This is a genomic window from Bifidobacterium sp. M0307 (genome assembly GCF_016100445.1).
GTDB classification, from domain to species: domain Bacteria; phylum Actinomycetota; class Actinomycetes; order Actinomycetales; family Bifidobacteriaceae; genus Bombiscardovia; species Bombiscardovia coryneformis.
The window spans coordinates 821,125-848,107 of record NZ_JACFSL010000001.1 but is presented as its reverse complement, the minus strand read 5'-3'; the positions used below and the strand labels follow the sequence as shown (position 1 = coordinate 848,107).

Annotated in this window: 22 protein-coding genes; 12 read left to right on the top strand and 10 right to left on the bottom strand. The window is 60.4% G+C overall.

The features are described 5' to 3' along the window. Positions 1-44: 44 nt before the first annotated feature. The 3 genes from H3V08_RS03370 to H3V08_RS03360 form a co-directional block, all read right to left on the bottom strand. Positions 45-2,099, bottom strand: coding sequence for an FtsK/SpoIIIE domain-containing protein (locus tag H3V08_RS03370; RefSeq protein WP_198181585.1), 2,055 nt, complete (start codon positions 2,097-2,099; stop codon positions 45-47). Between the two features lie 103 nt (positions 2,100-2,202). Then, complete coding sequence (locus H3V08_RS03365) at positions 2,203-3,156, bottom strand: LCP family protein (RefSeq protein WP_332461770.1); 954 nt, start codon at positions 3,154-3,156, stop codon at positions 2,203-2,205. Positions 3,157-3,571: 415 nt separating this feature from the next. Beyond that, a complete protein-coding gene (locus H3V08_RS03360) occupies positions 3,572-4,981 on the bottom strand; it encodes an LCP family protein (RefSeq protein WP_198181584.1) in 1,410 nt (469 codons plus the stop codon). A gap of 523 nt (positions 4,982-5,504) precedes the next feature. On the opposite strand from H3V08_RS03360, the gene H3V08_RS03355 reads away from it, so the two are divergent. The 3 genes from H3V08_RS03355 to H3V08_RS03345 all read left to right on the top strand — a co-directional run bounded on the left by H3V08_RS03355 (position 5,505) and on the right by H3V08_RS03345 (position 10,514). Then, positions 5,505-5,726, top strand: coding sequence for a WhiB family transcriptional regulator (locus tag H3V08_RS03355; protein ID WP_081870414.1), 222 nt, complete (start codon positions 5,505-5,507; stop codon positions 5,724-5,726). Between the two features lie 67 nt (positions 5,727-5,793). Next, complete coding sequence (locus H3V08_RS03350; protein ID WP_198181583.1) at positions 5,794-8,988, top strand: glycosyltransferase family 2 protein; 3,195 nt, start codon at positions 5,794-5,796, stop codon at positions 8,986-8,988. After that, a complete protein-coding gene (locus H3V08_RS03345; protein WP_198181582.1) occupies positions 8,988-10,514 on the top strand; it encodes a DUF5719 family protein in 1,527 nt (508 codons plus the stop codon). The genes H3V08_RS03350 and H3V08_RS03345 overlap by 1 nt, the downstream gene beginning before the upstream one ends. Positions 10,515-10,516: 2 nt before the next feature. Here H3V08_RS03345 and H3V08_RS03340 read toward each other — a convergent pair whose 3' ends face one another. Next, a complete protein-coding gene (locus tag H3V08_RS03340) occupies positions 10,517-10,951 on the bottom strand; it encodes a metallopeptidase family protein (protein ID WP_232340102.1) in 435 nt (144 codons plus the stop codon). Positions 10,952-11,042: 91 nt separating this feature from the next. Here H3V08_RS03340 and H3V08_RS03335 point away from each other — a divergent pair, with 91 nt between their 5' ends. Together H3V08_RS03335 and H3V08_RS03330 are read left to right on the top strand one after the other, a co-directional pair. Further along, entirely contained in the window at positions 11,043-11,861 is an 819-nt protein-coding gene (locus tag H3V08_RS03335) for an HAD-IIB family hydrolase (protein WP_045921334.1), read from the top strand. A 196-nt stretch (positions 11,862-12,057) separates the two neighbouring features. Then, positions 12,058-12,654 (top strand): ComF family protein, encoded by a 597-nt coding sequence (locus H3V08_RS03330; RefSeq protein ID WP_198181580.1) that lies wholly within the window; start codon positions 12,058-12,060, stop codon positions 12,652-12,654. Positions 12,655-12,663: 9 nt separating this feature from the next. Here H3V08_RS03330 and H3V08_RS03325 read toward each other — a convergent pair whose 3' ends face one another. The 4 genes from H3V08_RS03325 to H3V08_RS03310 form a co-directional block, all read right to left on the bottom strand. Beyond that, the gene (locus tag H3V08_RS03325; protein WP_198181579.1) at positions 12,664-14,028 is read right to left on the bottom strand and encodes a Y-family DNA polymerase; all 1,365 of its coding nucleotides are present in this window, start codon (positions 14,026-14,028) and stop codon (positions 12,664-12,666) included. Next, on the bottom strand, positions 14,021-14,677 hold the full coding sequence (locus H3V08_RS03320; protein WP_198181578.1) for a LexA family protein: 657 nt from the start codon (positions 14,675-14,677) through the stop codon (positions 14,021-14,023). Before H3V08_RS03320 ends, H3V08_RS03325 begins: the two co-directional genes overlap by 8 nt. 142 nt (positions 14,678-14,819) lie before the next feature. Continuing rightward, on the bottom strand, positions 14,820-15,899 hold the full coding sequence (locus tag H3V08_RS03315; protein WP_045921332.1) for a sensor histidine kinase: 1,080 nt from the start codon (positions 15,897-15,899) through the stop codon (positions 14,820-14,822). Between the two features lie 91 nt (positions 15,900-15,990). Further along, positions 15,991-16,722: a response regulator transcription factor gene (locus tag H3V08_RS03310; RefSeq protein WP_033490211.1), complete on the bottom strand. Its 732-nt coding sequence runs from the start codon at positions 16,720-16,722 to the stop codon at positions 15,991-15,993. Positions 16,723-16,988: 266 nt separating this feature from the next. Between H3V08_RS03310 and H3V08_RS03305 the strand changes: the two genes are divergently transcribed. Further along, positions 16,989-17,603: a CarD family transcriptional regulator gene (locus H3V08_RS03305; RefSeq protein WP_045921330.1), complete on the top strand. Its 615-nt coding sequence runs from the start codon at positions 16,989-16,991 to the stop codon at positions 17,601-17,603. A gap of 5 nt (positions 17,604-17,608) precedes the next feature. Beyond that, positions 17,609-18,139 (top strand): 2-C-methyl-D-erythritol 2,4-cyclodiphosphate synthase, encoded by a 531-nt coding sequence (ispF, locus tag H3V08_RS03300; protein WP_232340100.1) that lies wholly within the window; start codon positions 17,609-17,611, stop codon positions 18,137-18,139. Between the two features lie 65 nt (positions 18,140-18,204). On the opposite strand, the gene H3V08_RS03295 is transcribed toward ispF, so the two are convergent. Both H3V08_RS03295 and H3V08_RS03290 read right to left on the bottom strand, forming a co-directional pair. Beyond that, positions 18,205-19,032, bottom strand: a complete 828-nt coding sequence (locus H3V08_RS03295; RefSeq protein ID WP_110444803.1) for a metal ABC transporter permease — start codon at positions 19,030-19,032, stop codon at positions 18,205-18,207. A 16-nt stretch (positions 19,033-19,048) separates the two neighbouring features. Further along, positions 19,049-19,948, bottom strand: coding sequence for a metal ABC transporter ATP-binding protein (locus H3V08_RS03290; protein ID WP_198181577.1), 900 nt, complete (start codon positions 19,946-19,948; stop codon positions 19,049-19,051). Between the two features lie 357 nt (positions 19,949-20,305). Between H3V08_RS03290 and H3V08_RS03285 the strand changes: the two genes are divergently transcribed. From H3V08_RS03285 to H3V08_RS03265, 5 genes are all read left to right on the top strand, one after another. Then, positions 20,306-21,235: a bifunctional methylenetetrahydrofolate dehydrogenase/methenyltetrahydrofolate cyclohydrolase gene (locus tag H3V08_RS03285; RefSeq protein WP_231570914.1), complete on the top strand. Its 930-nt coding sequence runs from the start codon at positions 20,306-20,308 to the stop codon at positions 21,233-21,235. Positions 21,236-21,341: 106 nt separating this feature from the next. Further along, the gene (rpsA, locus tag H3V08_RS03280) at positions 21,342-22,853 is read left to right on the top strand and encodes a 30S ribosomal protein S1 (protein WP_033490204.1); all 1,512 of its coding nucleotides are present in this window, start codon (positions 21,342-21,344) and stop codon (positions 22,851-22,853) included. A 176-nt stretch (positions 22,854-23,029) separates the two neighbouring features. Next, the gene (coaE, locus tag H3V08_RS03275) at positions 23,030-23,653 is read left to right on the top strand and encodes a dephospho-CoA kinase (protein ID WP_232340098.1); all 624 of its coding nucleotides are present in this window, start codon (positions 23,030-23,032) and stop codon (positions 23,651-23,653) included. A gap of 42 nt (positions 23,654-23,695) precedes the next feature. Then, positions 23,696-25,807 carry an excinuclease ABC subunit UvrB gene (uvrB, locus tag H3V08_RS03270; RefSeq protein ID WP_033490201.1) on the top strand — a complete coding sequence of 704 codons (2,112 nt, stop codon included), beginning with the start codon at positions 23,696-23,698 and terminating at the stop codon, positions 25,805-25,807. Positions 25,808-25,906: 99 nt separating this feature from the next. Further along, complete coding sequence (locus tag H3V08_RS03265; protein WP_198181576.1) at positions 25,907-26,920, top strand: TerC family protein; 1,014 nt, start codon at positions 25,907-25,909, stop codon at positions 26,918-26,920. Positions 26,921-26,983 lie beyond the last annotated feature (63 nt).

The following is a 26,983-nucleotide window of genomic DNA, read 5'->3' as shown; positions in this document are numbered from 1 at the left end:
ACTTGTTTTTCTGTATGCAAGATAAGCACGAAACGGGATATTTTTCAAGGGTTATTTCCCAAGGAATCACTGGGAAAACACTGAATGGGAAGAGCCTGACCGGGTGACATGAAGAGCCCCCGACCCGGAATGGTGCAGACTGGGCGGCCCGGGCCGTCGAGGGAGGCGGAAGGTATGCCGCAGGCCATATCCACGCTTCGTTCGCCAAAGGGGAACACCAGGCGTTGTCTGAAACGCTCCGGTCGTCGTATGGCAGCAGCGGAATCCACGGCCAGGATCACCGCCACCCCGTCCATGGACAGGGCCTTGTTCACCTGTCCTGCCAGGGGCTGTCTGCTCATAGGGTCGAGAAGGTCCTGGGCATCGTCAATCAGCCATATCAGACCCTCATAAGGTTCCTCGCTTTTCTCGGGGGACGAAGATGCTCCGGCGGATGAAGTCGCTTGACCGGATAAGGCATTTCTGAGGGACGGCTCCGACCCAGAGGGTGATGGCAATCGGGAGGGGTCGGATGATGAAACCGATTGCCTCCGCCTGGTGTGCAGGTCGAGGCTGGAATATGCATCACCTTTCCGGAAGGACAGGCGCAAATCAAAGGAATCAGGAATACAGGTAGTCTTCGACAGATCTCCCGGTTTGGATCCCATCTCTTCCAACAGGCGAAGGAGGCGCTGGGTCAGTGCTCCGATGAGGGTTGTCTTCCCCCGCCCCATCGGGCCGATTAGTGCTGTGTTGCCGATAATCGGCATCCTGCAGGTATGAAGTAACACCCCGTCATCCAGCCATCCGATGGGAACCAGTGGGTGCCCGTTCTGAAATGTTGCACGAGTTCCGTATCCGGCGCCCCGCACTCCATTCCGCTCGGTGTCGGGCAGGGGAGTGGAGAAGAGGGGAGGCGCAGGTCTGAATCCGCAGAAAGAGGCCGCTTTGGCTATTTGCGCCACCAATCCACCTGGATTGTCCGCCTGACAGGTCCTGAAGGCTCTGATTCCATCTCCACCTTCGCAGAAACCCTGTCCAGGGTTGGTGGAGCTGATATGGGCCGCACAGGCGGAGCCCAGAAGTTCCTTGGACTGCACCGGATCGCGGACTCGCAGACAGATGCCGAGATTCATGTTGGCCCTCATCTGGGCGCTGACCTGACCCATTGTCTGCTGGGTGCATGCAATCAGGTTCATGCCGAGGGACCGTCCTTGTGAAGCCAATCTGACCAGGTCATCCTGGTAGTCGGGCAATTGCTGACGGAGGGCCTGGAACTCATCAATCACAACCAGAAGGCGGGGAGGAGGTGAGACCAGTTCCTTAACATCCGCAACGCCCTCCCGGGCCACCAGAGTCTCCCTGCGTTTCAGCTCTTTCCGGATTCCAGCCAGGGATCGGACGGCCTGTTCGAGGTCAAGGTCGTTGACACAGCCGACCGTGTGGGGGAGCCCTGCAAGGAGATTGAACCCGGAGCCACCCTTGAAATCCAGCAGCACCACGTTCAGTCTGCTGGGTGGAATGCTGCATGCCAGGGACAGGCACCAGGTCTGGAGAAAGACGGACTTTCCCGAGCCGGTGGTTCCGGCCACCAGGGCATGGGGGCCATCCGCTGCCAGGTCAATCAGAAAGTCCTCGCGTGTCCCGCACCCGATCATGGCCTGGTAGGAAGTGGCCCCCTCCAAGGATGACAGCCAAGTGTGGACGATGGACTGCCAGTGCTGCCCCTTGCCGGTTGGGCGGGGATTGTTGTCGAAGAGCTTGGACTCAAGGCGCGGCAGATCCAAAGAGGCCAGAGCCGTCATATCCGCATAGGTCGATTCAAGCTCAAGGACATCGTGAGTGCGTGATCCGGGGGAGTACCTCTGGCCTTGCCTGCGTTTGGCGGTCGATTGTGATCTCAGCAGGGTAAGGATGCACAGGGCAAGATTGCCTGCCAAACCCGGTAAGAGGAGGGCAAGGAACCCCCATCGCCCTTGAGCAATCATGTACCAGAGCAGGGCTGTCTGGGCCAGAAGAGGGGTGCATTGGGCCAGCACAGTCAGGAAGGTGTCAGCGGATGGACGGAGCTTCCCCGTCCTTTCCGACTGTTCCCCATTTGAATCCTCGAGGTTCTTCATACTGTGAAGAATGACTGACCGCCTGATGTATGTCAGTCAGGGGCGCTTCATGTGGTCGAGTGTGTCCCCATGCCCTGGATAAAGAGGGGTGGAATGGAGGGGCTTACATTCCCCCGACCTGGCCAGGAGCGTGTGACCCTTGCTCCAGCTCCTGGAAGAGGCTGGTATTGCGTGCGTCGTCCAGGAGGACCGTGGAGCCGATTCCACCGGGGTAATAGTCAGGATCGGTCCAGTAGAGACTGCCGCTGATACCGCCTTCGCCTGTAGCGTCGCGGAAGGCCATGACCATTCTGAAGAGGGTCCAGGCATTGGACTTTTCGTCCACGACAATGGCATCGAGGCCGGCATCAATGACCTTGTTGGCTGAGGATGGGTTGAGCGCAACAGATGGTTTCATCACCTTTTTGGATATGGCTCCTATCACCTGCCGCTGGCGTTCGGCCCTGCCGAAGTCGCCTTTGGGGTCCGAGTACCGCATCCTGGAAAAGGCCAGGGCGGCACCTCCATCAGCGAGATGGCAACCGGGGGTCCATACCATTCCTGAGTTGGGGTCGTCGACGCTGTCGTCATAGCAGAGCTCAACTCCGCCCATGGCATCGACGAGTCCCCGCAGGCCGCCGAACTTGATGATGGCCACGTGGTCGATTTTGTTCCCGGTGATCTCTTCGATGTGCGCCGTCAGGGACTTGTATCCGGATGTATAGGCGAGAGCATTGATTTTCATCGCCTCTCCGTCCTGCTTGACCAGGGAATCCCTGGGGACCGAGATGAGGGAGGCTGCTCCGTGCCGGGGCTTGGTCAAAACCAGGATGGTGTCCGTCCTGAACCCTGTGATTTCCCCGTCTTCTCCTGCCCCAGGTGTTCCATCTCGCTGGTCGGACCCTAGGATAAGCCAGGTGGAGGCCTGTGAGCCTGGCATATTGGTCAGCATTTCACCATGGTTCAGCTTGCCGTTGATCCAGAACCAACAACTGCCTGCCAGTGCCATGAGCAGCAGTAGGAGGATGACCAGGGTGGCCGCTGTGATACGCAGGCCTCGATGACGCTTCCTGACCACGGTTGCGGATGATATCGATGCCTGTTTATGAGGAGAGGCGGCGGGAGATACTTGCCGGGAGGGTCTGGATGTCGAAGTGGGCTTGGCCGGTGTTTTCCGCGAGGAGCCTGCCGTTCTGCGTGCAGGAGATGCAGACCCACCTGTCTGATTGGCTCTTGTGCCGATAGTGGAGGTCGACTTGGGCGAGGAGGTCCGTGAAGAAGGTGAGAAGCTGGGGGGCATCTGGGATCCCGCCGACGTTGGAGCCGCCTGCCTGCGATGCGACTGACCATGACCGTACGGCATGAAACTCGGTGGCTCCTGCGGGTGTCGGCTTTCATCTGGTCCTGGTTGCATACCTTAATCCCTTGTCCTACTCATCTATCCCAACTAGGTCATGAATACCACTGACGGATATGAGCGTGGGTCACGGACACTATTTCTGCGCGGGAACGGCACAGACCGTTGCGAAGAGGTACCGGTCTGCCATGCCTATGTACTGCCCGGTCACCTTGTCCTTGATGGTCCCGTCCTTTGGATTGACGATGCCTCCGGTATCGGGATCAATCAGAGTCTTATCGGGCATGGTAATCAGACCTGTAAGGGGATCGGGGGCCGGGGTTGTCGGGGCGTCCTGAGAAGCGTCGGCTGCAGTGTCGGGGGTGGCGGACTGGGTTGACTGGGTCTGCTGGTCCTGGCTTGCTGTCTGCTGGCTCTGCTGGTCGCTGTCGGTGCTGCCGTTGAGTGGCTTGCCCTCCCTGAGGGTTTTCCATACGGTGTCGGCCTCATCCGTCCAGACGACCCGGTTAATATCCTGGGACCAGGGTTCCACTGGCAGGGTACGGGCGTAGATGTTTGAGGGCTGCAGGTCCTTCAAAGAGTCACCCAGTCCAAGAAGGGTCTGGAAGTCGCCCAGGCCACTGCTGATCTGCAGGGCGGAAAGAGAGGTGGTGACCAACCGGTAGGCCTTGGGCAGGTCGGAGAATATATCGACTTTGCGTGCCTCGTTTGCGAGGGTCTTGATCAGGTACTGCTGGCGGGTGGTCCTCATGATGTCCGAGCCGTCGCTGCCGGTATCGTGGCGCATCCTGGCATACTCTGTGGCCTGGGTGCCATCCAAATGGTGCAGTCCCCGTTGCAGGTCGATACCGGTGGTCTCGTCGTAGGTCCTGACGGGAATGCAGACATCAACTCCTCCCAAGGCATCGATAATGGACTTGAACCCATTGAAATCGGCGACGACGAATTGGTCGATGTCCAGCCCGGTCAGGGACCGGACCGCCGTCAGTGTGCAGTTGGCTGCCGATTCCACATCGCCGCCTTGGGAGTACCCGTCGGCGAAGATGGAGTTGAACATGACCTTGTAACGAGCTGGTATGGTCTCGCCCTTGCTGGTGGTGCAGCTGGGTGCGTTCACGATGGAGTCCCTGGGAATGGAGACCACATTGGCGTAGGTCCTATCGGCGGAAATCTGCACGACCAGGGCGGTATCCGACTGGTGGTTGCCTTCCAGATCGTCTGTGGCCCCACCTATTGCCGCATTGCCCTCGCCGTCTCGGCTATCCTGCCCCAGGAGCAGGATGTTCAGGGTCTTGCCTTTATAGATGTCTTCGGGCGCCTTGTGCTGGTTCTTCGACGCAACTTGGGGAACAACGGTGAGCCTGCCGTTGAGATCGATCCAGAAGGCGGCAATGGTCGAAGCCACGAAGCAGAGAATGAAGGCCAGTGTCATGCAGACGGCTGAACGCACTCGGTGATTGGTGCGGTACCCAAGGCTGTGCCGGGGCTTGTTGCCTTTGCCTGCCTTGACGTTGGGCGATTGCGCCTGATTGCTTTTGGTCGTCAATGATATGCCTTCCTCATTGGCTGCTATCCAGCAAGCCCGCAGGGGGGTTCCGCCTGCTTGGTCATGCCTATCCGAACTGTTCAAATTGTAGACCTTGGCGTGGCGAGGGTGGATGTCTTCCTCGCATACCCCCGAATCCCTCACCTATACCGGGACGTATGGGAATCCAAGACGTTTTCCTCTGCCCAGAGCGAACCTTCCCGAAACCATAAGAGAATTTTGATTCTCCTAAAAAGCGGGAATCCCGGAACCATTTGAGATAAAGCGATTGACAAAAACAATAAATATGCTTGCATTAGCCTCTGCGAGGAAGGTGGTTGCCGATAATCGGTTATCAGTTCCACAAAGTCCGAAAAGCCTTGTGGCGCTTGACAAAGGTCCACCCAGAGTTTCTAATTAAGGTGTGCAATGACACATTAGGGACTGGGGGGTCGCTATGAGTGGTTTTATAGACACTCGATATAACGGAGTAGTTGGGCAGCGCGTGCAGCCGTTGATTGAGTGGTTGGAGTCCAACAACTCCATGTCCTGGCGCAGCGATGCGCTCTGTGCCCAGACGGATCCTGAGGCCTTCTTCCCTGGCAAGGGGGGATCCACTCAGGAGGCCAAAAAGGTCTGCGCAGATTGCACCGTCCGCAAACAGTGCCTTGAGTGGGCTATAGACCACGATGAACGTTTCGGCATCTGGGGAGGTATGAGCGAGCGCGAACGCCGTCGCTACAAGAAGCGGACGCGTCATCAGTGAGCAGACCGAATCGCCGGTTCCACGCGGCTGAGTCGGTGTGTGCCGGGGCTTGCGTACACTGGAGCCTATGAGTTCTGTCCCGCCTCAGGCATTGGATATCAAGCAGGTCCTCGCTTCTGTCATAGACGGCCGACCGGCCGACACCACCCAGGAGGTGGATTCCTCGGTTGCGGCCCTGGTGACGGTTGAGCAGGACCTCACCTACCTTTCCGATACGCTTGCCGAGCTGGTTGCGCAGACCGTCCTGCCGGGGGTCATCATCATTGCCGATTGCTCCGGTTCCACCGTTGAGCCCCTGTATTCCGAGTTCCAGGTCCTCAGACCGCGGCTGACCGATCGCCAGATTGTCGGATCCCGCGATCCCTGCACCGTTGAGGTCCAGGTGGTCAGGGCAAAGGGAGCCTCGTCTTTCGGTGATGCCATTGGCAAGGCCCTCGGATATGCCCGTCTTCCGCAGATTACGCGTGGACTTTGGCTTCTGCATGACGATTCCAGGCCTATGGACCCCAACTGTCTGGAGACCCTGATTGAGTCCTGGCACAGGTCTCCCACGGTTTCGATTCTCGGAGCCAAGCAGTTCAACTGGGAGGGCGAAGGCCTCCAGGATGTCGGCCGATATGCTTACGGGCACTCGACTGTCGGGCTGGTCGTCGATCAGGAGCCCGACCAGGAGCAGTACGATTCCCGGCAGGATGTCTTCTCGGTGAGTCTGGCCGGTTCCCTGGTGCCCCTGGAGACCCTGAAGAATCTGAGGGGGTTGGAACGTTGGTCGGGCACCTTCGGACAGTCTGACGACCTATGCCGGAGAATCTGCCTGTCCGGGGGGAGGGTCGTGGTGGTCCCGGAGGCCAGGGTCGCCCATGCGCAGGCTCGGTACCGTGGTCTGCGAGATAGGGCAGGACGACCGATTGATCCGGAGAACCCAGCAGATGCCTCCATGGCTACGATTGATGCCAGCGAGCGCTATCTCCTTACGGACTTCCCCTCGATCTGGTGGCTTCCTGTCTGGATATGGAGACTGCTTGCGGCTGTCTGGTTCGCGATTGCAAGCCTTATCGACAAGCGCCCGTACACGGCTCTCTGCCATCTGTGCGCCCCCTGGAGACTTCTGGGGCATCTGCGCTCCAGCGTCATGATGCGCCGTAGACTCAGCTCGGTCAGTGTCACGGGTCTGAATCACCTTGATGTCCTCCAGGCCAATCGCCAGCAGGTGCGGCAGTGGCATCAGCGGCAGCAGGCTTTCCGCGACCAACTGGATCACCCCCTGATCGGACACCTGGCCCTGGCTCACCTGAAGAAGCAACGGGCCAGACGAACGGTATGGGCCCTGGGCATGACGGTTCTGGTCCTGCTCGTCCTCCTGGCCACCAACTGGTCCACCTGCCAGGCCGTGTTTTCCGGTGGGTCCATATATTCGAAGACCATGCTCTCCTCCGGAGCCGATTGGAATCAGCTGGTCTCGTCTGCCACTACCTCGTGGACATGGGGTGGTGGAACCGGTATGCCTGCGGCTCCCACTCCGTTCCTGCTTGTGCTGATGGCCTTCACCGCCCTGACCGGCGGCCATGTCGCCTGGGCCATGGGGCTGATGCTCTTGGTGGAGGTGCCCCTATCGGCTCTGTCGTTCTGGGCCCTTGCGGGTATATTCACCAGGTCCAATCCAGTGCGTGTGGCCGTTGGCCTGCTCTGGTCCTGCCTGTCGCTAGCCCTGGGGGTTGTGGAGTCGGTCAACCTTCCTATATTGACGGTTCTGGCCTTTATGCCTGTCGCTTTCGCCTTCGTTTTCAAGGCCGTGGGCCTCTATAGAACGGAATCACCCTCCACACCTCACGCCTCCATACAGGATGCGGCCCTGGCTGCTATCTGCTTCGTGCCGGTCATCCTTGCTGAGCCCCAGCTCCTCCTGGCTCTGATTCCGATTTTCATCATCGTGTTTTGCGTGGTTCCCCGGCACAAGGCCATGCTGATGCTCATTCCGATTCCTTCGGCCCTGGCCCTGGCCCCGACCCTGGTCAACCTGGTCCGTCACTTCCACGATGGACTCTGGCGTCAGCTCTTCGGTGACGTGACCGTCCCCTCCTCGCTGACCCAAGGCCAGCCCCGATCCGACAACCTGGGTGATATGGTGGCCAGAATTCTGGACCTGGACGTATCGCAGGGATGGTTGGGTTGGCTCCATAGCGGAGACTGGCAGGGGTTGATTCTTATGGGAGCCTTGCTGGTGCTGGTCCTCCTGGCCTTTATCTCCCTTTTCCTGCCTGCGGTCGTTCGCGCGTCCAGGATGATGTGGGCCATGGCTCTGATCGGGGTGATGTTGGCCATGGTGTCTTCATCCATCACCGTCAGTCTGGATCAGACAGGTCCTGTAGCGGGGTCCCCCCTGCCCGGTCTCCTTCTTGTTCTTCTGTCCCTGATGGCCTGTATCTGTCTGGTTGCAGGCGGGGCTGTCAAACCCTTCCACTCACTGGCCGTCCGCGGGGACAAGCACGAGGGGGTTTCCATCTGGCGCACAGGTGAATCCGGCATCAGGGCCATTGAAGATGGCTCTGATATGAATCCCGGATCCACCGTGACTCTTGTCCTGGTTCGGGTGGGACGTGGACTCCTTACTCTTGCTCTGGTGGCTGTTATGGCTGCCTTGGCGCTGGGAAGTCGCGCGGGAGGGCATGAGTCCGCCATTCGCGCGGACAGTGACGGTCTGCCCATGGTGGCTGTGGACTATCTCTCCAAGGCGGACAACCACCGCGTTCTGGTTCTCTCCGCCCCAGGGCAAAACCAGGTCATGTATGGGTCCATGCGGACATTCCGGGGCGACCTGATTGACGTGTCGCCGGCGGCCAGGGCCCAGGCGGTCGCCGGCAGTCTGGATCCAGCGACGGAGGGGCTGTCCTCGGCCGGCGCTTCCCTGATTGTCAGTGCCGACTCGTCGGCCATTGAGACCATCGACGGACTGGGCTACGGAGGCATATACGTACCCAGCGATGCCGGTGGATCAACAGGCGGGGCCACCACCCCCAACGAGAACCTGGTCTCCAATATCACGGCCAGTGACGGGACCCAGCAGGTGGTGAGCAACGCCCAGGGAACCTACTTCAGGTTGACCCTCAATACCTCGAGCAAGCATGGTGTCGACATGTCGGCATACCAAGCTGTGGCGGATTCGCCCTGGCGAACGGCATGGCTTTGGACGCTGGGGCTGGCCCTGGTCGCATACTGCCTGGTGGCCCTGCCGCATCGTCGTAGTTCAGGACAGGAGCAGTGATGAGCAAGGAAACCAAGAAGCCAGCTGGTCGAGGAAGTCTCTGGAGACTGTCTCTGGGCGGGTTTTCCATCCTGATTGTCGTGGCCCTGGTGGCCTGTCTCGTCTTTTTCCGTCTGCCCTCCTTCATAGTGGACAAGACCGATGCCACGTCCACCAAGACCCACGAGGTGAGTCAAAGGACCATCACCTCATACTGCCCGGCCAGGATGAGCCTGGATGACGCCGAAAAGGTTGGTGATGAGCAGTTCCGCGCATCCGAAGGAGACTTGTCCGCTTCAGCCATGATGGGCTCCTTCGGTTCTGTTCTGACCTCAAGAATTTCACCCATGGGCGAAGGGCAGTCCAAGACCCTGTCCGATCCCGACCCTCTGGACGGGGAGAAGGCCATGGTGGGCTCCCACGATGTGGGGTCGGAGGCCCTGACTTTCACATCCAACCTGTACAAGGTGGAGTCGGGTGCGGGGAGTACGGCTTCCATGGTCTCCTGGGCGACCGAGGGTGACTTCAAGGGGGTGCAGGGACTGCGATGCCCGGATGCTGCCATGGAGTCATCCTTCCTTCTTCCCTCTACCAAGCAGGGATGGACCCAGCAACTGGTTGCATACAACCCCTCATCCAAGGCAACCAAGGTCACCATCTCCATCCACGGCTCAGCATCGGGGTCCAGGATGAATCTGGCGAACGGCAACATGATGACGGTGGCTCCTGGTGGTCATGCCTCCTTCAATCTGTCCGCGGCGGCACCTGACCAGGATGGAATCTATGTCACCGCCACCAGCTCCCAGGCTCCGGTGGCGCTGATGGTTACCATCAGCGCCATGAGTGGTCTTGAATCGCGTGGCTCCGATTATGCGACTGCATTGGAGGCAGCCAGCAGGGACTTGATTATTCCCGGGGTCCGTGGAGCCGACAAGGTTCTTCTCCTGGCCCGGTCCGAGAAGAACACGTCGCTGAAGTTGACCTGGCTGGATGGCCAGGGAGGTCAGGGATCCGATGATCGGAAACTTGAGGCAGGACGGACCGCGGCCATCGACCTGGGCGAGGTGCCCGAAGGCAAGACGGCCCTGCGTATCACCGCGGATGAGCCGATCAACGCCGTGGTAAAGATCCAAGGCGACTCGGAGAAGGATCAATCGGACTTCGCCATTCTCAATCCGGGTGAAGCGGCCGTATCAGGCGCCTTGACCGTACCTGAAAACACCAAGGGACGACTTACTCTGGTCAACGGTTCGCAGAAGCAGGCCTCCGTTTCCCTTACAGGATTTGACAAGACGGGGAAAAAGACTGGCTATAAGGAGGTCGTTCTGGATCCATCCAAGGCCGAGGACTTCGCCCCTGAAGACCTGGGTGCCGACACCGCAGCCGTTCGAATGGATGAGGCCGAGCAGGTTATATGGAACGCCCGTATCGAGGTGGATAAGGTCAGGGAGGCGGGACTGGTCGGTTTGGCATCCGTGATGCCGACAGCCCTCATGCCGCGAACAGCCGTCATCCATGCCGGTCCCGATTCGGCGATCCTTCCCTGAGCTCACTTGCCCCACATGGGGTCGATTTGCTCGGGTGAACGGCCATACAGCTCGGCTAGTTGCTGAACCAGCTCGTCCCTGATGATGAGCTCCAGCTCCATGCGATTTCTGGTCTGATGTTGGATGGGCATCCGGTAGAGGATGATCCTGGGTGGCACGCCCCTGCCCGCAGGGAAGGACCGGGAATATACCCCGGAGGTCCCATCCCACGGTGTCGGGTCGGAAGGCGGCACATCCTCGACGCCGAACTGGACGGATCTGACCAGTTCGGGCCAGCCCGCGCTGAGTCTGCGGATTTGCGCGGCTACCAAATCGTCGAATACCCCGCACCTGGTGCGATATCTGGGCAATCGGGTACCAAAGGTCGGCCTGCGGACGCCACGTCCGTGGGTGTTGCGGTAGACGGCTCGATGCCAGGGCGGCAGCTCATGGGTCATAATTCCTACCATAGCTGTCGGTGGGTCGGGAGGCATGGTCTCAGGGTGTTCTGTACCATTGGCTGAATCGATTGCGATGCAAGGAGGATCCATGGCAGCAGGTGACGGTGATATCAAGGTGCCGGGGTGGCGCGATATGGACCTGGATGTGGTTTCCGGCAAGGCCGACGTACTTGCCTTCGATCTGGACAACACCCTGGCCCTGTCGAAGACCAGGATGGATGAGGCCATGGCTCGTCATTTTGCCGCTCTGACCCACCTGCGCCCCGTGGCCATCATCTCCGGCGGGCGTTTCCTCCAGTTCAGGAACCAGGTCCTGGCCGCCCTGCCCGAGGACACCGACAGGACCCAGCTTCACCTCATGCCGACCAGTGGTACCAGATACTACCGGTGGAAAGGCGACGACTGGGACCAGGTGTATGCCCATGACCTGAGTGATGAGGACCGCAAGGCCGCCGCCACGTCCCTGGAGAAGCATGCCCGGGAGTTGGGCGATTGGGAAGAAGAGACCTGGGGGCCACGGATCGAGGACCGGGGGAGTCAGATTACCTTCTCGGCCCTGGGTCAGGAGGCTCCGGTCGGAGCCAAGGAGGCCTGGGACCCGGACAACAAACGTAAGGACCGCCTGGCAGCGGCTGTTGCGGCGGATCTACCCCATCTGCAGGTTCGCTCCGGTGGGTCCACCAGTGTCGATATCTCGGCCAAGGGAATTGACAAGGCCTACGCGGTTTCGACCCTGGCCGAGATTCTGGGGGTCCAGGTCGACCGGATTCTTTTCGTGGGTGATCGCATGGATCCTGATGGGAATGACTACCCGGCGGCACTTGCGGGCACCTTGGCTGCCAAAGTGGACAATCCTGCCGACACCTTGGAACTGATACGGACCCTGGAGCCTCGTCTGGCACGCTGACGCACATCTTCTCCTTATGGCCTCCACCCTGGAAGGGTGATGCTTGCCTGAGTGCATGCGTTTATCTCGTGCTGCAACAAGGGGTTCTTCCCTGACCAAGAGGGTTATCGGGGAATTGACAGGGCTTCTTCTGCCCAGGGGCTGTGCCGGTTGCGATCGGCCCGACGCCCTGCTCTGTCCCGATTGTGCCCGACTGTTGACCAAGCCGGTCTTTTCCGAGGCCCCCTCCTATGTCCTGGGGCGAGCCCTTGCGTGCGGTGCCTATAGGGGGCCGGTGAGGCGAGCCATCCTGGCTTGGAAGGACCATGATGACCGGGCCTTGGACCGCCCGCTGGGTCATGCCATTTCCCTGTTGACGGGGCGACTGCTGGCAGGTGGACGTTTTCGTGCCGGTCTGCCGTCCGGCACGAACGGTACGCCGATTCTGGTCGTCCCTGCCCCCTCGACCCCACGGTCGTTGAGAAGGCGTGGGCGAGCGCATCTGAATCCTGTGGCTGCGGCAGTGGCCCGGACTCTGATGGATGCAGGTTTCCCGTCGGTATCGACACCGGTCCTGACCATGCATGACATCCGTGGGAAGTCCGTAGGGGCAGGAGGTCGTTCGGAGCGTGCCAGTAGGGTCTCGGGGCGTATTGTGGTCAGGGATGCCTCATCAGTGGCGGGGCATCCGATCCTGGTCATTGATGACATCGTTACGACGGGTTCGACAATCCGGCAGTGCGCCCGTGCCCTGACCCTGGCTGGTGGCTTCCCCCTTACATGTCTGACCCTTGCCGCCACGGACCAGGGTTGATTCGGAGATTCAGCGGGCGTAGGCCACGGCCATTTCATCCCATCGGGTGGTGGATCTGGGGGAGAGGACGCGACGGTTCATGGACCAGGTGGCTCCGGTATCGTCATCGTGTCGGCCATGACCCCGGATGCCTCCGTATCCGACCCCTACCCGGAAGGGGCCGAAGCGCCGCGATGCTGCTTCCATGATGTCTCCCAACTCGTGGGTGTCACGGGCTGCGTCCAACCCTTCCAGCGTTTGGAAACTTCTGGCATCACTCAGCTCCAGAAGAACCACGCCGGCCCTGATGTAATAGGCATGGGGGTCCACGTGTCCCTTGATGGCCTGGCTGGCGGCCCTGGAGATGACCAGGGGGTCATCACTGGGATCCTCCAGGTCGACGGTCCTGCTGATTGCTGAGAACTGCTGGGGGGCGTAGGGGCTGGTCGAGCAGAACACCTTCACCTTGGAGCAGAGGCTGTGTTGCCGGTGCAGCCTGTGGCAGGCTTTCTGGGCGTATATGCTCAGGGCCTGGGCCAGCGACGTGTATCCCTCCACCGGGTGCGAGAACATCCGCGAGCACAGGATCTGATCGGTCCGTATACCCTTGTTGGCATCAGCACCGTCCTCGATGCAGGCCGTCCCGCGCAGTTCCAGTGCCGTGCGCTGGACCATGACGGAGAATCGTCGTCTGATCAAGACCGGGTCGGCATCGCGCAGATCCAAGGCGGTGACGATTCCCATGCTCATCAGCTTTCTGGTCAGTTTGTGCCCCACTCCCCAGACCTGATCGATGGGGACGGAGGCCAGGGCACGGTCCCCATACTCGGCCTCGATCTGGTCCCAGAGGGTCACACCATCAATGCTGGGATGGGTCTTGGCCCAGTGGTTGGCAACCTTGGCCAGGGTCTTGGTGGGAGCCACCCCCACGCTGACGGGTATGCCGGTCGACCGCAGGACCGCGTCATGCAGGTCCCGGCAGATTTGACCGGTCCGCTGGTCGTTCCAGATGCTGGTCATGAAGCACTCGTCGATGGAGTATATCTCCTGGTTGGGCAGAAACCGGGCCATGACCCCCATCATGCGCTGGGAGAGGCTGGCGTAGAGCTCATAGTTGGAACTCCGCGCGACCACTCCGTCGTGTGTGGCCTGGTCGCGGATTTTGAACCAGGGGGTCCCGTTGGCGATGCCCAACTGCTTGGCCTCCCGGTTCCGGGCCACCACGCAACCGTCATTATTGGAAAGCACCACCACAGGCCGGCCTTCCAGGGAGGGGTCGAAGACCTTCTCGCAGGAGGCATAGAAGGAATTGGCGTCCGCCAGAACCACTCGTGGTGTCAGGGCGGCCTCTTCTCCCTGGATTGCCGAGGGGCGGTCGTTCTGTTGCTCAGGCATGGTGCCCCCACTCGGCGGTGGGATAGGCGGGCTGGAAGTGGCTGGTCTTCCTCTTGGTCGTGCCCTGCTGTTCGGAGGTGGTCCGGCCCTCCTGCCCCACAGGCGATTCCCGCCTGCCTGGATAGGTGACCTGGGGGAGGGGTTGGGTATCGAACCCTCCGGTTGAATCTACCCGCTGCCAGTGGTAATTGCCGGTAACCACCCCCCAGATGACCAGGCACTCACCGTCCCGGGGGATGAAATCGGGATAGGAGGGGTTCTCGGCGTGGAGGATGGTGTGTCCGTCCTGCCGGACCAGGCGTTTGACCAGCATTTCGTCATCGAGGATGGCGATGACGATATCGTCCTGGCGAGGCTCCAGGGATCTGTCCACCACCAGGAGATCCCCGTCGAAGATGCCGGCCCCGGTCATGGACTCGCCTGCTACGTGGATGATGTAGGTGGAACTGGGGTGGATGATGACGTTCTGGTCGAAGCTGAAATCCCCGTTGAAATAGTCCTGCGCCACCGAGGGAAAGCCGGCATGGACGGCTTCAAGGGCCACGGGTACCGGGATGGGGCGGCCGCCGAAGGAGGACAGGGCGTCGACCTTACAGGCCCCTGCAAGTAGCGTGTTCGACAGGCGGGACGGGCTGGATGACCTGGACATGAACGCACCTCGACTCATATGCAATCGAACAAATGTTCGACTCTATTATGTGTCGAGATGGGGGGCCGCGTCAATGTGGCGAGTCGGATGGGGAGGTGTCCTTCCTGCCGTCGGACCGCGCGGAGGAGAGGGACTGCTCGTTCTAGTCCTGCTCGATGTGGTACTTGGGCAGGGTGATTTCGAAATCGACCCCTCTCGGGTCATCCACCACCTGCACCTGACCGCCGTGGAGCTGGGCCGCCCACCGCGCGATGGAAAGACCCAGGCCGGTTCCTCCTGATTCGGTTCCCGGGCCTGCCTTCCCCTTGACGAACCGTCGGAAGATGTCTGTGCGGGCCTCGGGTGGTATCTGTGATCCGAAGTTGATCACGTTGGCTACCACGTTCCCGTTCTCGCGATCTTCATGGGCCTGCACCAGGACGGTGGTCCCGTCAGCCGAGTGCTTCAGGGCGTTCGATATGATGTTGGTGAAGAGCTGGCGGAGTCGGTCCTGGTCTCCTTCCATGGTGATTCCCTCTTCCAAATCCACCTGGATGTCGTGGGCGTGCCCGGCATCGGCGATGATCAGAGGCTCAACGGTCTCATCGATGAAATCGGCAAAGTCGAAGTTCTCGATTTGCAGGCTGGCCGCCCCGGCCTCCATCCGTGAGAGGTCAAGAAGGAAGGCGATCAGATCGGAAAGGCGGTGGGCCTGGTCCAGGATTCCTTCCAGGTTGGCCGGTGTCGGCTCGGTCACCCCGTCCGCCATGTTCTCCACCATGGCCTGAAGTGCCGAGACCGGGGTCCGGAGCTCATGGCTGACATTTGCCACCATGTCCCGTCGCATCTGGTCGGCATGCTGGAGTTCCTCGGCCATCTCGTTGAAGGATACGGCCAGAAGCCCAACCTCGTCACGACTGGAGGCGCTGGCATGGACCCGGACCGTGTAGTCGCCGGCGGCCATGGCTTCGGCCGCGTCCCGCATCTGCCGCAAGGGGGCCGTCAGCCCGCGGGAGAAGAAGTAGGTGATGCCCAGCGCCACAATCAGGGTCAGGGGCATGGCAATCCATCCGCTCCACTTCATCTTGAGCAGGAACCAGGCCATGACGAAGGCGATGGCGGTCGAAATGATGATCAGGACGCTCAGTTCCACCTTCAATGAGGCGAAACTGCCGATGGGGCGCTCGCGGTCAACCCTGTCCCGCAGCGATGAACCGGTACGCCGGGTCTTCCTGTCTGTCATACCTGCTCCCTTACATGCGTGGACCCGGGCCATCCCGCTCGGGGACCCGGGTCCACAGCTTCCAGTTACCGTCTCACAGCATATACCGCGGCTAGTCCTTCTGGCCATCCTCCGGCGGCTCGAAGGCGTAGCCCACTCCGTGTACGGTGCGGATCATCTGGGATCCCAGCTTGTGGCGGAGGGCCTTGACGTGGGAATCCACGGTCCTGGTGCCGGAGGCATCGACCCAGTCCCAGACCTCTTCCAGGAGCTTCTCCCTGGTCAGGACGGACTTGGGCTTACGGGCCAAGGTGGCCAGGAGGTCGAATTCGGTCGGGGTCAGGTGGACCTGCTCCCCGTCGAGGTTGACGATGCGTTGTGCCGGATCGATGACCAGGCTGCCGAAGTCCAGGACCTTCTCGTTCTCGGAGTTCTTGGCGATGACCTTGGCCCGCTCGACCCGACGCAGGAGGGCCTTGCAGCGGGCGATCAGCTCGCGCATGGAGAAAGGCTTGGTCATGTAATCATCGGCCCCGGCGCCCAGACCGATGACCTTGTCCGCTTCGTCATCACGGGCGGTCAGAATCAGGACCGGGACCGGACGCTCGGCCACGATTCGTTTGGTGGCCTCCAGGCCATCCATGATCGGCAGCATGATGTCCATGATGACCAGGTCGGGTTTGATCTGCGAAGCCGCCTGGACGGCACTGGCCCCATCAGAGGCAACACGGGCGGTCCATCCTTCGGCGGTGATGCGCTGGGCGATGGCCGTGGCCAGGGTCGGCTCATCCTCGACCACCAGGATGGTGCTGGGCGTTGTGTAGCGGCTTGTGTTTCTGATCATGCCTACCTCTGTTTTCGGTCTCTTGTATTCCACAAGGCGGATACCCGCTCCTATCGAGGCGGTCCCGGTTCTTCCTTCATCACGCGTACTTACAAGGATAGTCGCACCAGGGCATTGGGGAAGCCTCTGCCTGGGCGAATACTGTGCAGGCCCCGCACCTTCCGCAGATTCCTGCCAACCACAGGAAGAGCCGATATGCCATGCCCGCAAGTCCACGCCAAATGACAATATTACATGGTACTTTATAGACTCGTCCTGGAGGATACATGGGTTACAGCGTCGGTGATATGGTCGTCTATCCGCGTCATGGAGCCGCCAGGGTCGATGCCATCACCGAACGGACGGTCAAGGGCATCACCCGGGAGTACCTCCAGCTCACCGTCCTCTCCTCAGATGGCCTGGTCATCAACGTTCCCATCGATAACGCCAAGAAGGTCGGCGTCAGGGACATTGTCGACGCCAAGGAAGTGGCCAAGGTCTTCGAGATCCTTCGCACACCAGTCGTTGAGGAAAAGGAGATGAACTGGTCGCGCCGTTACAAGCTGAACGTCGAGAAGATCGCCACCGGTGAGGTCAACAAGATCGCCGAAGTGGTACGTGACCTCTCCCAGCGTGATGTGGACGAGCACGGGCTTTCCGCAGGAGAGAAGCGGATGCTGATCAAGGCCAGGAAGATTCTTACCTCCGAGATAGCCCTTTCCGAGAAGCTTGATGAGGATGAGGCCCAGCGTCTTCTCGACGTCAACCTGGGCTATGCACAACCCCAGCCTGGCGACGAGAAGCACCATAGCAAGTCCCCCAAGGAGCCTGCATCTCAGACCCTGGCACGGGTGGCCGAGGAGGCCAGCAAGGCCAAGGCTAAGGCCAAGACGAAGCGGTAACCGCCATGCCGTCCGCAGGGGAGGACCCGGATCGGATGATTCCGGATGTATCGACCGGCATAGGTTTCGATGCCCACAGGTTCGCCGATTCCGGCGAAAGACGCCCCCTATGGCTGGCCTGCCTGCAGTGGGATGATGGCACGCCGGGCATTGCGGGTGACTCCGATGGTGACGTTGCCGTCCATGCGCTGATCGATGCCATGCTGTCGGCATCACACCTGGGCGATATCGGTTCTCATTTCGGTCAGGGTCCGCAATCCAAAGGCGCAGGCATGCATGGTGCCGAAATGCTGCGCTGGACGGCCGATCTTCTCCGCGAACATGGTTGGTCCCTGATAAATGCCTCGGTGGTCGTGGTTGCTCGCGCCCCGCGCCTGTCCGCGCGCCGTGACCAGGCCCAGGAGTCCATGAGCCAGGCTCTGGGGGCGCCGGTTTCCCTGACGGCCACCACGACGGACGGACTGGGATTCACCGGTAGCGGTGAAGGGGTCGCTGCCATGGCGACCGCCTTGGTGCGCCGCCGAGAGGCGGTCTGATTCCCTGTTCCGAACGCTCGGGAAGATTCCTGCGCTGGTGTTGATCGGATTCGTGTGCCTTGCCCTTAGCGGCTGATGGCTTCCCACCCCTTGCCCAGGGCCCAGAAGAGGGTGGAAATGGTCACGATGATGAAGCTGGGTGGAGCCGGGAACATGGCCGAGAGAACCAGGCCGCCCCAGATCGATACCAGGCAGATAAGCCCCGAGAGCAGCATGGACCTGAGAGGCGATGCGGCGAAGATGTTGGCGGTGGCGGCGGGGGTGATGACCAGCGCAAAAATCAGCAGGGTCCCGACCGCAGGGACCGCAATGGTGATGACTCCGGCCATGATGGCCATGAAGACCAGGTTCATGAGCCCAATCGGTACCCCCCTGGCCTGGGCCACCTGCTCGTCCAGGGAGCTGAAGAGGAGGGGTCTGTAGATCACGGCCAGGACGGCGAGAAGGACCAGGTCGAATATCAGGAAACCGATGACCTGGCCCTTGGTGATGGTCAGGATGGATCCGAAGAGGATGGACTGCATCTGTTGTGAGGCCGAGCTGGACATTCTGGCGAAGAAGAGTCCCAGGCCTGTGGCGAAGGCCAGGACGGTACCGGTGGCAATCTCGCGTTGGGAGGCTTTTTTGCCCAGGGCCCCGATGACCAGGGCACCGCCGAGGGCGAAGAGTCCAAGCCCGGCGGAGACGGGAATTCCAAGGAGCACGGCTCCAGTGGCGCCTGGAAGGCCGATATGGGCCAGGGCGTGGGCCGCGAAGGTGGAATGACGTGCGATGGTGAAGTATCCCATGGCCCCTGCGGCGATGGAGATGAAGAGCCCGGCCATAAAAGCGTGGACCATGAAGGGCGCCGTCAGGGTGTCCATCCAATGCGGGTCGATGATGCTCATGTTCATGAAACTCCTCCCTGTCTCAGTCCTGCTGGTTTGCGGTCGGATTTTCGTATGCTTCCCCGGCCTCGGGGTGCCGGGGGTGGAGGTCGACCATTTCGGTTGTCTTGAACCGGTCATGTGCCACCCCGTCTGATACATCCGTATCCGGGGCCACGAACATGTCACCCTGGGGTGTGGTGACCACCTCCACCTTGGTCCCGTAGAGGTGGGTCAGGAGGTCCGAGTCCAAAACATCGTCCATTGGGGCGTAGTGGGGATGCCCATCGAGTAGGTAGACGGCTCCGGTCAGGATGGGCAGAAGCATGTTCAGATCATGGGCCACCACCTGGATGGTCATGCCGAGTTGTCGGTTGAGTTGAGCCAGGAGGTGCACGGTGGCCCTTTGGCTTGCCAGATCGAGGTTGGCCAAGGGCTCGTCCAACATGAGGAGTTTGGGGTTGCAGACCAGCGCCTGGGCGATGGCCACGCGCTGTCGCAATCCGCCCGACAATTGGGAGAGACGGGCGTGGGCCCTGTCCTCCACTCCGACGAAGCGCATGGCCCTGGCTGCACGTTCCTTGTCCTGCCTGTTTACCGGGTGGATGCCGAAACGGGTCCCCGTCAGTCCCAGGAGTACGGATTGCTCGGCGGTGAGGTTGGAATCGATGTCAGAGGTGTAGCTCTGGGGGACGTACCCGATTCGGTCGTTGGCCTGCCCTGCCGGTTGCCCGAGAACCTCGACCCTGCCGTTCGAAAGGGGGAGGAGGCCCAGCTCGGTCTTCATCATCGTGGTCTTGCCGGTTCCATTGGTGCCCACGATGGCGGTCACCGAGCCGCCGGGTATGGAAAAGGTGCCATCCGACCAGATCAGTCTGCCCGAGCGCTCGACGGAGGCGTGGTCAAAACGGATGCAGACATCATCGCTCGCGGGTTTGCGCATATCTTCCTCCCTGGCATGCTGTCTCCGACCGGTTGTTCGAATCGTGATGGACGATCGAAGCTTAATGAGCATTGTTCTCATTATGGATGCCGTCCGGGACTTTGCCTCATCCGAATTCAGAAGGCATGACCGAGGCGCCGATAAATCGTCCGGCGACGAAGGTTAGGTGGGCCGGACGGGTGCGATTCGAATTCCGATAGTGCACTGTGGTGCCCGCTTTATGGAAGTGCCGAAAGGCAGGTGGGGGCAGGGTACTAGGCTGGTCCTCCATACACCAGGCGGTCCAAGGCCGCCCTGTGGAATCGGAACCCCTGACCCATGTGGAGGAAGGGGCTGGACACGAGAGGGAGTCGGGCTTTGACGGCGTTGAGACTGGATGGTAAGGCGGCGGCCGCACAGGTCAAGGAGGACCTGCGTCAGCGGGTGGAACGTCTGGCGGCCCAAGGGTCGCGTCCAGGCCTGGGAACCATCCTGGTGGGGGACGACCCTGGCTCGGTGAAGTACGTCGAAGGTAAACACAAGGACTGCCAGGAAGTGGGCATAAGGTCCATCCGGGTGGACCTGCCGGGAGATGCCGGCTTCGATCGGATTGTTGAGGCGGTGCGCTCGCTGAATGCGAATCCCGACTGCACCGGTTACATCGTGCAGCTTCCCCTGCCTAAGGGGGTGGACCCAACCGCCATCATCGAAGAGATCGATCCGGGCAAGGATGCCGATGGGATGCACCCGTACAACCTCGGACAGCTCGTACTGCACACTGATGGGAAGGTGAATACCCCCCTCCCGTGCACCCCGCGCGGGATACTCTGGCTCCTCGACCACCATGGGATCGATCTGAACGGCAAGGAGGTCTGTGTGCTGGGTAGGGGGCTGACCGTGGGCCGCACAGTGGGCCTGATGCTGACCAACAGGTCCATCAACGCCACCGTCACCCTTTGCCATACCGGTACTGCTGATCCCGGCTCGGCCATGCGTCGGGCCGACCTTATCATCGCGGCGGTGGGTCAGGCCGGCTTCGTCAAACCGGCAGACGTGAAGCCGGGGGCGGTCCTGGTCGATGTGGGCGTCTCGCGGGTTTGGGACGAGGACCAGGGGAGATGGAGGATCAAGGGGGACGTCGATCCGGCCGCCCGTGAGGTCTGCTCCGCATACACCCCCAACCCCGGTGGTATAGGGCCCATGACGCGTGCCATGCTCCTGGCGAATGTGGTCGATGCGGCCGAGCGGGAAGTGCGTATGAGGCCGACCGGAAAGCCCCAGCGCGACACGCCCGGCAGTTTGCGGTGAAAATGACCTTGGTCCCGCCTAGTATGGATTTTGTTCGTGTGTGATTATGCGAACGCTATAACTTAAAACGGAAAAACAACCCACTATACAAGAAACAACTCAATTAATGGCAGAGAACAAGAAGGAAGTTCCCCAGGTCGCTATCAACGATATCGGCACTGAGGAAGACTTCATCAAGGCAGTCGATTCCACCATCAAGAACTTCGAGGACGGGGATCTGGTCGAGGGCACGGTCGTCAAGATCGATCACGACGAGGTTCTGCTGGACATCGGCTACAAGACCGAGGGCGTCATCCCCTCACGTGAGCTTTCCATCAAGAAGGACGTCGATCCCGACGATGTGGTCCAGGTTGGTGACACGATCGAGGCACTGGTCGTCACCAAGGAGGACAAGGAAGGCCGTCTGATCCTCTCCAAGAAGCGTGCACAGTATGAGCGCGCCTGGGGCGACATCGAGAAGATCAAGGATGCCGACGGAATCGTCGAAGGTACCGTCATCGAGGCCGTCAAGGGTGGTCTCATCGTCGATATCGGTCTTCGTGGCTTCCTGCCCGCCTCCCTGGTTGAAATGCGCCGTGTGCGCGACCTCTCTCCCTACATCGGGCAGAAGATCAAGGCCAAGATCCTGGAGCTGGACAAGAACCGCAACAATGTGGTCCTTTCCCGCCGCCAGTATCTGGAGGAGACCCAGTCCGAGGTCCGCGAGACCTTCATGGCCCAGCTCAAGAAGGGGCAGATTCGCGAGGGCACGGTCAGCTCCATCGTCAACTTCGGCGCCTTCGTCGATCTGGGTGGTGTGGACGGACTGATTCACGTCTCCGAACTCTCCTGGAAGCACATCGACCACCCCAGCGAGGTCGTCAAGGTGGGCGACAAGGTCACCGTCGAGGTCCTGGATGTCGATATGGATCGCGAGCGCATCTCCCTCTCCCTCAAGGCCACCCAGGAAGATCCCTGGCAGCGCTTCGCCCGGACCCATGTGCCCGGACAGATCGTCAAGGGCAAGGTCACCAAGATTGTGCAGTTCGGTGTCTTCGTTTCCGTCGAGGACGGCATCGAGGGTCTCGTGCACATTTCCGAGCTGGCCAACCGCCACGTGGAGAACCCGGAGACCGTCGTCAAGCAGGGCGAGGAGATCTTCGTCAAGGTCATCGACGTCGACCTGGATCGCCGCCGCATCTCCCTGTCGCTCAAGCAGGCCGACGATTCCGTCGATCCCTCCTCCGAGGACTTCGATCCGGCAATCTACGGTATGCCCGCCGAGTACGACGAAGAGGGCAACTACAAGTATCCCGAGGGCTTCGATCCGGAGACCAACGAGTGGATCGCCGGTTACGAGAAGCAGCGCGAGGAGTGGGAAGCCCAGTATGCCGCTGCCCACGACCTTTGGGAGCAGCACAAGGCCTTCGTCGCCAAGGAGCTGGAGAATGCCGAGGCTTCTGCGGCCGAGGACAGCAAGTCCACTCCCGCCCCCGCTGCCGCCAATGGCCACGGTGGCAACCACCAGGGTGCCGAAGAGGCCACCAACTACACCTCGGAGACCAATTCCGAGGGCACCCTGGCCTCCGACGACCAGCTTGCCGCCCTGCGCGAGCAGCTCCTCAAGGAGAAGAAGTGACACCATCCGTTCCTTGGGCCGCAAGGTCTGAATGAACGATAGTGGTTGAGAAAGGTCCGGCCCACGGCCGGACCTTTCTGTATGCGTGTAAACCTATGCGGCGGCAGTGCGATGCGACCGCCTTCGATTCCGGGCGGTATCCTTGAACCGGTTCGACCATATGAGGAGGAGTCCGGATGATACGGGTGGGGCTGACCGGCGGTATCGCCGCAGGTAAGAGCACGGTCGCGGCCCGCCTTGCCTACGACGGGGCCAAGGTCGTCGACTATGACCGTCTGACGCATCAGGTACTCGGTCCCGGTGGGGCAGGGGTGGACCCGGTCCTGGATCGGTTCGGAAGGGACTGCGCCGATGCCGAAGGAGGGGTTGACCGGTCGGTCCTGGCCGCCAAGGTCTTCGGAGGTTCCGGGAAGGATCAGGCCAGGCACGACTTGGATGCCATCGTGCATCCCCTGGTCTATGACCTGGCGGGTCAGGTCGAGGAACCATGGTTGCACCGCCCACTCGTGGTGGTGCATGATGTGCCCCTTCTCGCCGAGGTCGGCGACTCCATTCCCTTTGCCTTTGACCATGTTATCGCCGTGGAGGCGCCTGATGAACTGCGGATTGCGCGCATGGTGAATGGACGGCATATGACCCGTGCGGAAGCTGTTGCCCGTATTGGTTCGCAGACTTCACAGGAGACCAGACGCCACATGGCCGACCTGATTGTGGATGGGTCGGAGCCCATCGAACAGATGTTCGAGTTTATTGATAGGGTGTATGTACGGCTTCGGTCCGAGCAGGACCGTTCCCGTTGACCTTCCGCCCGGCGGGCCGGTTAGGAATTCCGAAGGAGATTCATGGGTTTCAACATTGAGCGCATCAACAAGCCTTTCGTGGTCAAATCCCCCTACAAGCCTTCGGGGGACCAGCCTGAGGCCATCAATCAGCTGGCCGCCAGGATCGAGAACGGCGAGAACGATGTGGTGTTGATGGGCGCCACAGGTACAGGAAAGACAGCCACCACAGCCTGGCTGATCGAGCGTCTTCAGCGTCCCACCCTGATTCTTGAACCCAACAAGACCCTGGCCGCCCAGCTTTGTGCGGAGTTCCGTGAACTCATGCCCGACAACGCGGTCTCGTACTTCGTTTCCTACTACGACTACTTCCAGCCCGAGGCCTACATACCCCAGACCGATACCTTCATCGAGAAGGACTCAAACATCAACGAAGACGTTGAACGGTTGCGCCATGAGGCGACGGCCAACCTCCTGACCAGGCGGGATTGCGTGGTCGTGGCCACGGTCTCCTGCATATACGGTCTGGGTACTCCCGAGGAGTATGCGGGCATGATGCTCTTCCTTCACGAGGGGGACCAAATCAACCGCGATGACCTCCTGCGCGAGTTTGTCGGCATGCAGTACAAGCGCAACGACATCGCCTTCACCCGTGGCACCTTCCGTGTCAGGGGAGACACCGTCGAAATCATCCCTGTCTATGAGGAACTGGCCATACGCATCGAGTTCTTCGGCGACGAGATTGACCGTATCTCCACCCTCCACCCGCTGACCGGCGACGAGATCGCCCATGAAACCTCGGTTCATATCTTCCCGGCCACCCACTATGTAGCAGGACCGGAGCGGATGGCACGTGCCCTGAAGGGAATCAAGGAGGAAATGGATTGGCGAGTGGGGGAGTTCCGCAAGCAGGGCAAGGAGCTTGAGGCCCAGCGACTGACCATGCGTACAACCTATGATCTGGAGATGCTGTCCCAGGTCGGTGTATGCGCCGGGGTGGAGAATTACTCCCGCCACTTCGAAGGGCGTGAACCAGGGTCGGCCCCTCATACGCTGTTGGACTTCTTCCCTGACGACTTCCTCTTGGTCATCGACGAATCACACGTCACTGTTCCTCAGATCGGAGGCATGTACGAGGGGGATGCCAGCAGGAAGCGTACCCTGGTCGAGCATGGATTCCGGCTTCCCTCGGCCATGGATAACCGTCCGCTCAAGTGGCCTGAATTCCAAGGGAAAATCGGCCAGACCGTCTACCTCTCGGCAACGCCCGGTGATTACGAGGTCGGATTATCCGATGGGGTGGTGGAGCAGGTCATCCGTCCGACGGGACTCCTGGATCCGGAGATCGAAGTCAGACCGGTCAAGGGACAGGTGGACGACCTTCTGGATGAGATCAAGGCACGAGTGTCCAAAAACGAACGCGTCCTGGTCACCACCCTGACCAAGAAGATGGCGGAGGACCTGACCGATTATCTTCTTGAACGTGACATCAAGGTGGAGTATCTCCATTCGGATGTGGATACACTCCGCCGTGTCGAGCTCCTGCGTGAGCTGCGCGAGGGGAAGATCGACGTGCTTGTCGGCATCAATCTTCTACGCGAGGGACTGGATCTGCCCGAGGTCTCCCTTGTCGCCATCCTGGATGCCGACAAGGAGGGCTTCCTTCGTTCTTACCGTTCTCTGATTCAGACAATCGGTCGAGCGGCCAGGAACGTCTCGGGCAAGGTCATCATGTACGCAGACGAAACGACCGAATCCATGGAGCAGGCCATCAGTGAGACCAATCGCCGAAGGGCCAAGCAGATCGCCTACAACAAGGAGCACGGGGTCGATCCCAAGCCGTTGCTCAAGAAGATCAGTGATGTCAATGACATGCTGGCCAAGGAGGACGTGGATACCCAAACCCTCCTGGAGGGCGGGTACCGGAACGCCAACAAGGCCGGGAACTCCCACCTGGGTGTGCCCATGTATGACAAGGAGGAGTCCGACAAGCGCCACCAGGAGATCCTCTCGGCTGGTCTGCCCGCCCAGGACCTGGCCGACCTGATACGCCAACTCAGTGACCAGATGCATACGGCTGCCCAGCAGCTCCAGTTCGAGCTGGCAGCGCGACTCCGAGATGAGATCAAGGATCTGAAGAAGGAACTGCGTCAGATGACCGAGGCCAGCAAGTAGTCCTCTCGGCTCAGCTTCGGAAGGGGCTGGAGCCGGGTATGCGGGTCTCGGTCCGGAGGCCGGGTCTCCTGTCTTCTTTGCCCACTAGACTCGGTCATTATGACCGAGACCCCTATGCCCTTCATGGTGGCGACCCTGGCTGTTCTGGCCGTCTTCTTCGCTGTCGACATTTTGGTCATCGGCCGCAGGCCTCACGTTCCATCAACCTCCGAGTGCCTCCGCCATATAGCGTTCTTCGTAGCCATGGCCCTGATTTTCGGAGGTCTGGTCTGGTGGGTGTCAGGGTCGGGGCCGGCCATTGAGTTCTATTCAGGATGGTTGACCGAGTACTCGCTGAGTATCGACAATCTTTTCGTTTTCGTTATCATCATGGGTAATTTCGCCGTTCCCAAGGACCTGCAGAAGTATGTGCTGAGCATCGGCATCACCATTGCCCTGGTCCTGCGCGGCATCTTCATCCTGGCGGGAACGGCATTGATCACCCGCTTCACCTGGGTCTTCTTCATCTTCGGCGGCTTTCTTCTGTACACGGCCTGGTCCATGGTCTCGGGCAAGGACAAGGAAGAAGAGGAGTATCGCGAAAATGGCCTGATCAGGGCCCTGCGCAAGGTCATCCCCATCACCGACGAGTATGAAGGAGAGCACCTGCGCGTGACCAGGAACGGGACTCGGTTCTTCACTCCGCTTCTGGTCGTCTTCCTGGCCATTGGCACCACGGATGTCATGTTCGCCTTCGACTCCATCCCCGCCATCTTCGGACTGACCAAGGACCCCTTCATCGTCTTCACGTCCAATGTCTTTGCGCTTCTCGGGTTGCAGCAGCTTTACTTCCTTCTCGGCTCCCTCCTGGACAAGCTGGTCTACCTGCCCTACGGTCTGGCCGTGGTCCTGGCCTTTATCGGGGTGAAGCTGATTATGGAGGCGCTCCACGGCAACACCCTGCCTTTCATCAACGGTGGCGGTCCACTGGAGGCCGTTCCCGAGGTCCCCACCTGGCTGTCCCTCCTGGTCATCGTCCTGGCCATAGGCATAGCCGCTGTAGCCAGTCTGCTCAAGGCGCGAGGGCAAAAGGGGCATGGGTTAGATGACGTTTCAAAATCAAACTCCAGGTAAATGGGAGACAGGCTGTTAGCGCTAACGGAAACGACTGGTCCTTATCCTGCGGACACTGTAGAA

What these genes read in the sequence shown, in the direction of transcription:
- H3V08_RS03265 (WP_198181576.1), top strand. Translation starts at nt 25,907, where the DNA reads ATGACCGAGACCCCTATGCCCTTCATGGTGGCGACCCTGGCTGTTCTG.
- H3V08_RS03310 (WP_033490211.1), bottom strand. Translation starts at nt 16,722, where the DNA reads ATGATCAGAAACACAAGCCGCTACACAACGCCCAGCACCATCCTGGTG.
- H3V08_RS03305 (WP_045921330.1), top strand. Translation starts at nt 16,989, where the DNA reads ATGGGTTACAGCGTCGGTGATATGGTCGTCTATCCGCGTCATGGAGCC.
- coaE (WP_232340098.1), top strand. Translation starts at nt 23,030, where the DNA reads ATGATACGGGTGGGGCTGACCGGCGGTATCGCCGCAGGTAAGAGCACG.
- H3V08_RS03335 (WP_045921334.1), top strand. Translation starts at nt 11,043, where the DNA reads ATGGCAGCAGGTGACGGTGATATCAAGGTGCCGGGGTGGCGCGATATG.
- H3V08_RS03295 (WP_110444803.1), bottom strand. Translation starts at nt 19,032, where the DNA reads ATGAACATGAGCATCATCGACCCGCATTGGATGGACACCCTGACGGCG.
- H3V08_RS03355 (WP_081870414.1), top strand. Translation starts at nt 5,505, where the DNA reads ATGTCCTGGCGCAGCGATGCGCTCTGTGCCCAGACGGATCCTGAGGCC.
- H3V08_RS03325 (WP_198181579.1), bottom strand. Translation starts at nt 14,028, where the DNA reads ATGCCTGAGCAACAGAACGACCGCCCCTCGGCAATCCAGGGAGAAGAG.
- H3V08_RS03315 (WP_045921332.1), bottom strand. Translation starts at nt 15,899, where the DNA reads ATGACAGACAGGAAGACCCGGCGTACCGGTTCATCGCTGCGGGACAGG.
- H3V08_RS03340 (WP_232340102.1), bottom strand. Translation starts at nt 10,951, where the DNA reads ATGACCCATGAGCTGCCGCCCTGGCATCGAGCCGTCTACCGCAACACC.
- ispF (WP_232340100.1), top strand. Translation starts at nt 17,609, where the DNA reads ATGCCGTCCGCAGGGGAGGACCCGGATCGGATGATTCCGGATGTATCG.
- H3V08_RS03370 (WP_198181585.1), bottom strand. Translation starts at nt 2,099, where the DNA reads ATGAAGAACCTCGAGGATTCAAATGGGGAACAGTCGGAAAGGACGGGG.
- uvrB (WP_033490201.1), top strand. Translation starts at nt 23,696, where the DNA reads ATGGGTTTCAACATTGAGCGCATCAACAAGCCTTTCGTGGTCAAATCC.
- H3V08_RS03320 (WP_198181578.1), bottom strand. Translation starts at nt 14,677, where the DNA reads ATGTCCAGGTCATCCAGCCCGTCCCGCCTGTCGAACACGCTACTTGCA.
- H3V08_RS03290 (WP_198181577.1), bottom strand. Translation starts at nt 19,948, where the DNA reads ATGCGCAAACCCGCGAGCGATGATGTCTGCATCCGTTTTGACCACGCC.
- rpsA (WP_033490204.1), top strand. Translation starts at nt 21,342, where the DNA reads ATGGCAGAGAACAAGAAGGAAGTTCCCCAGGTCGCTATCAACGATATC.
- H3V08_RS03350 (WP_198181583.1), top strand. Translation starts at nt 5,794, where the DNA reads ATGAGTTCTGTCCCGCCTCAGGCATTGGATATCAAGCAGGTCCTCGCT.
- H3V08_RS03345 (WP_198181582.1), top strand. Translation starts at nt 8,988, where the DNA reads ATGAGCAAGGAAACCAAGAAGCCAGCTGGTCGAGGAAGTCTCTGGAGA.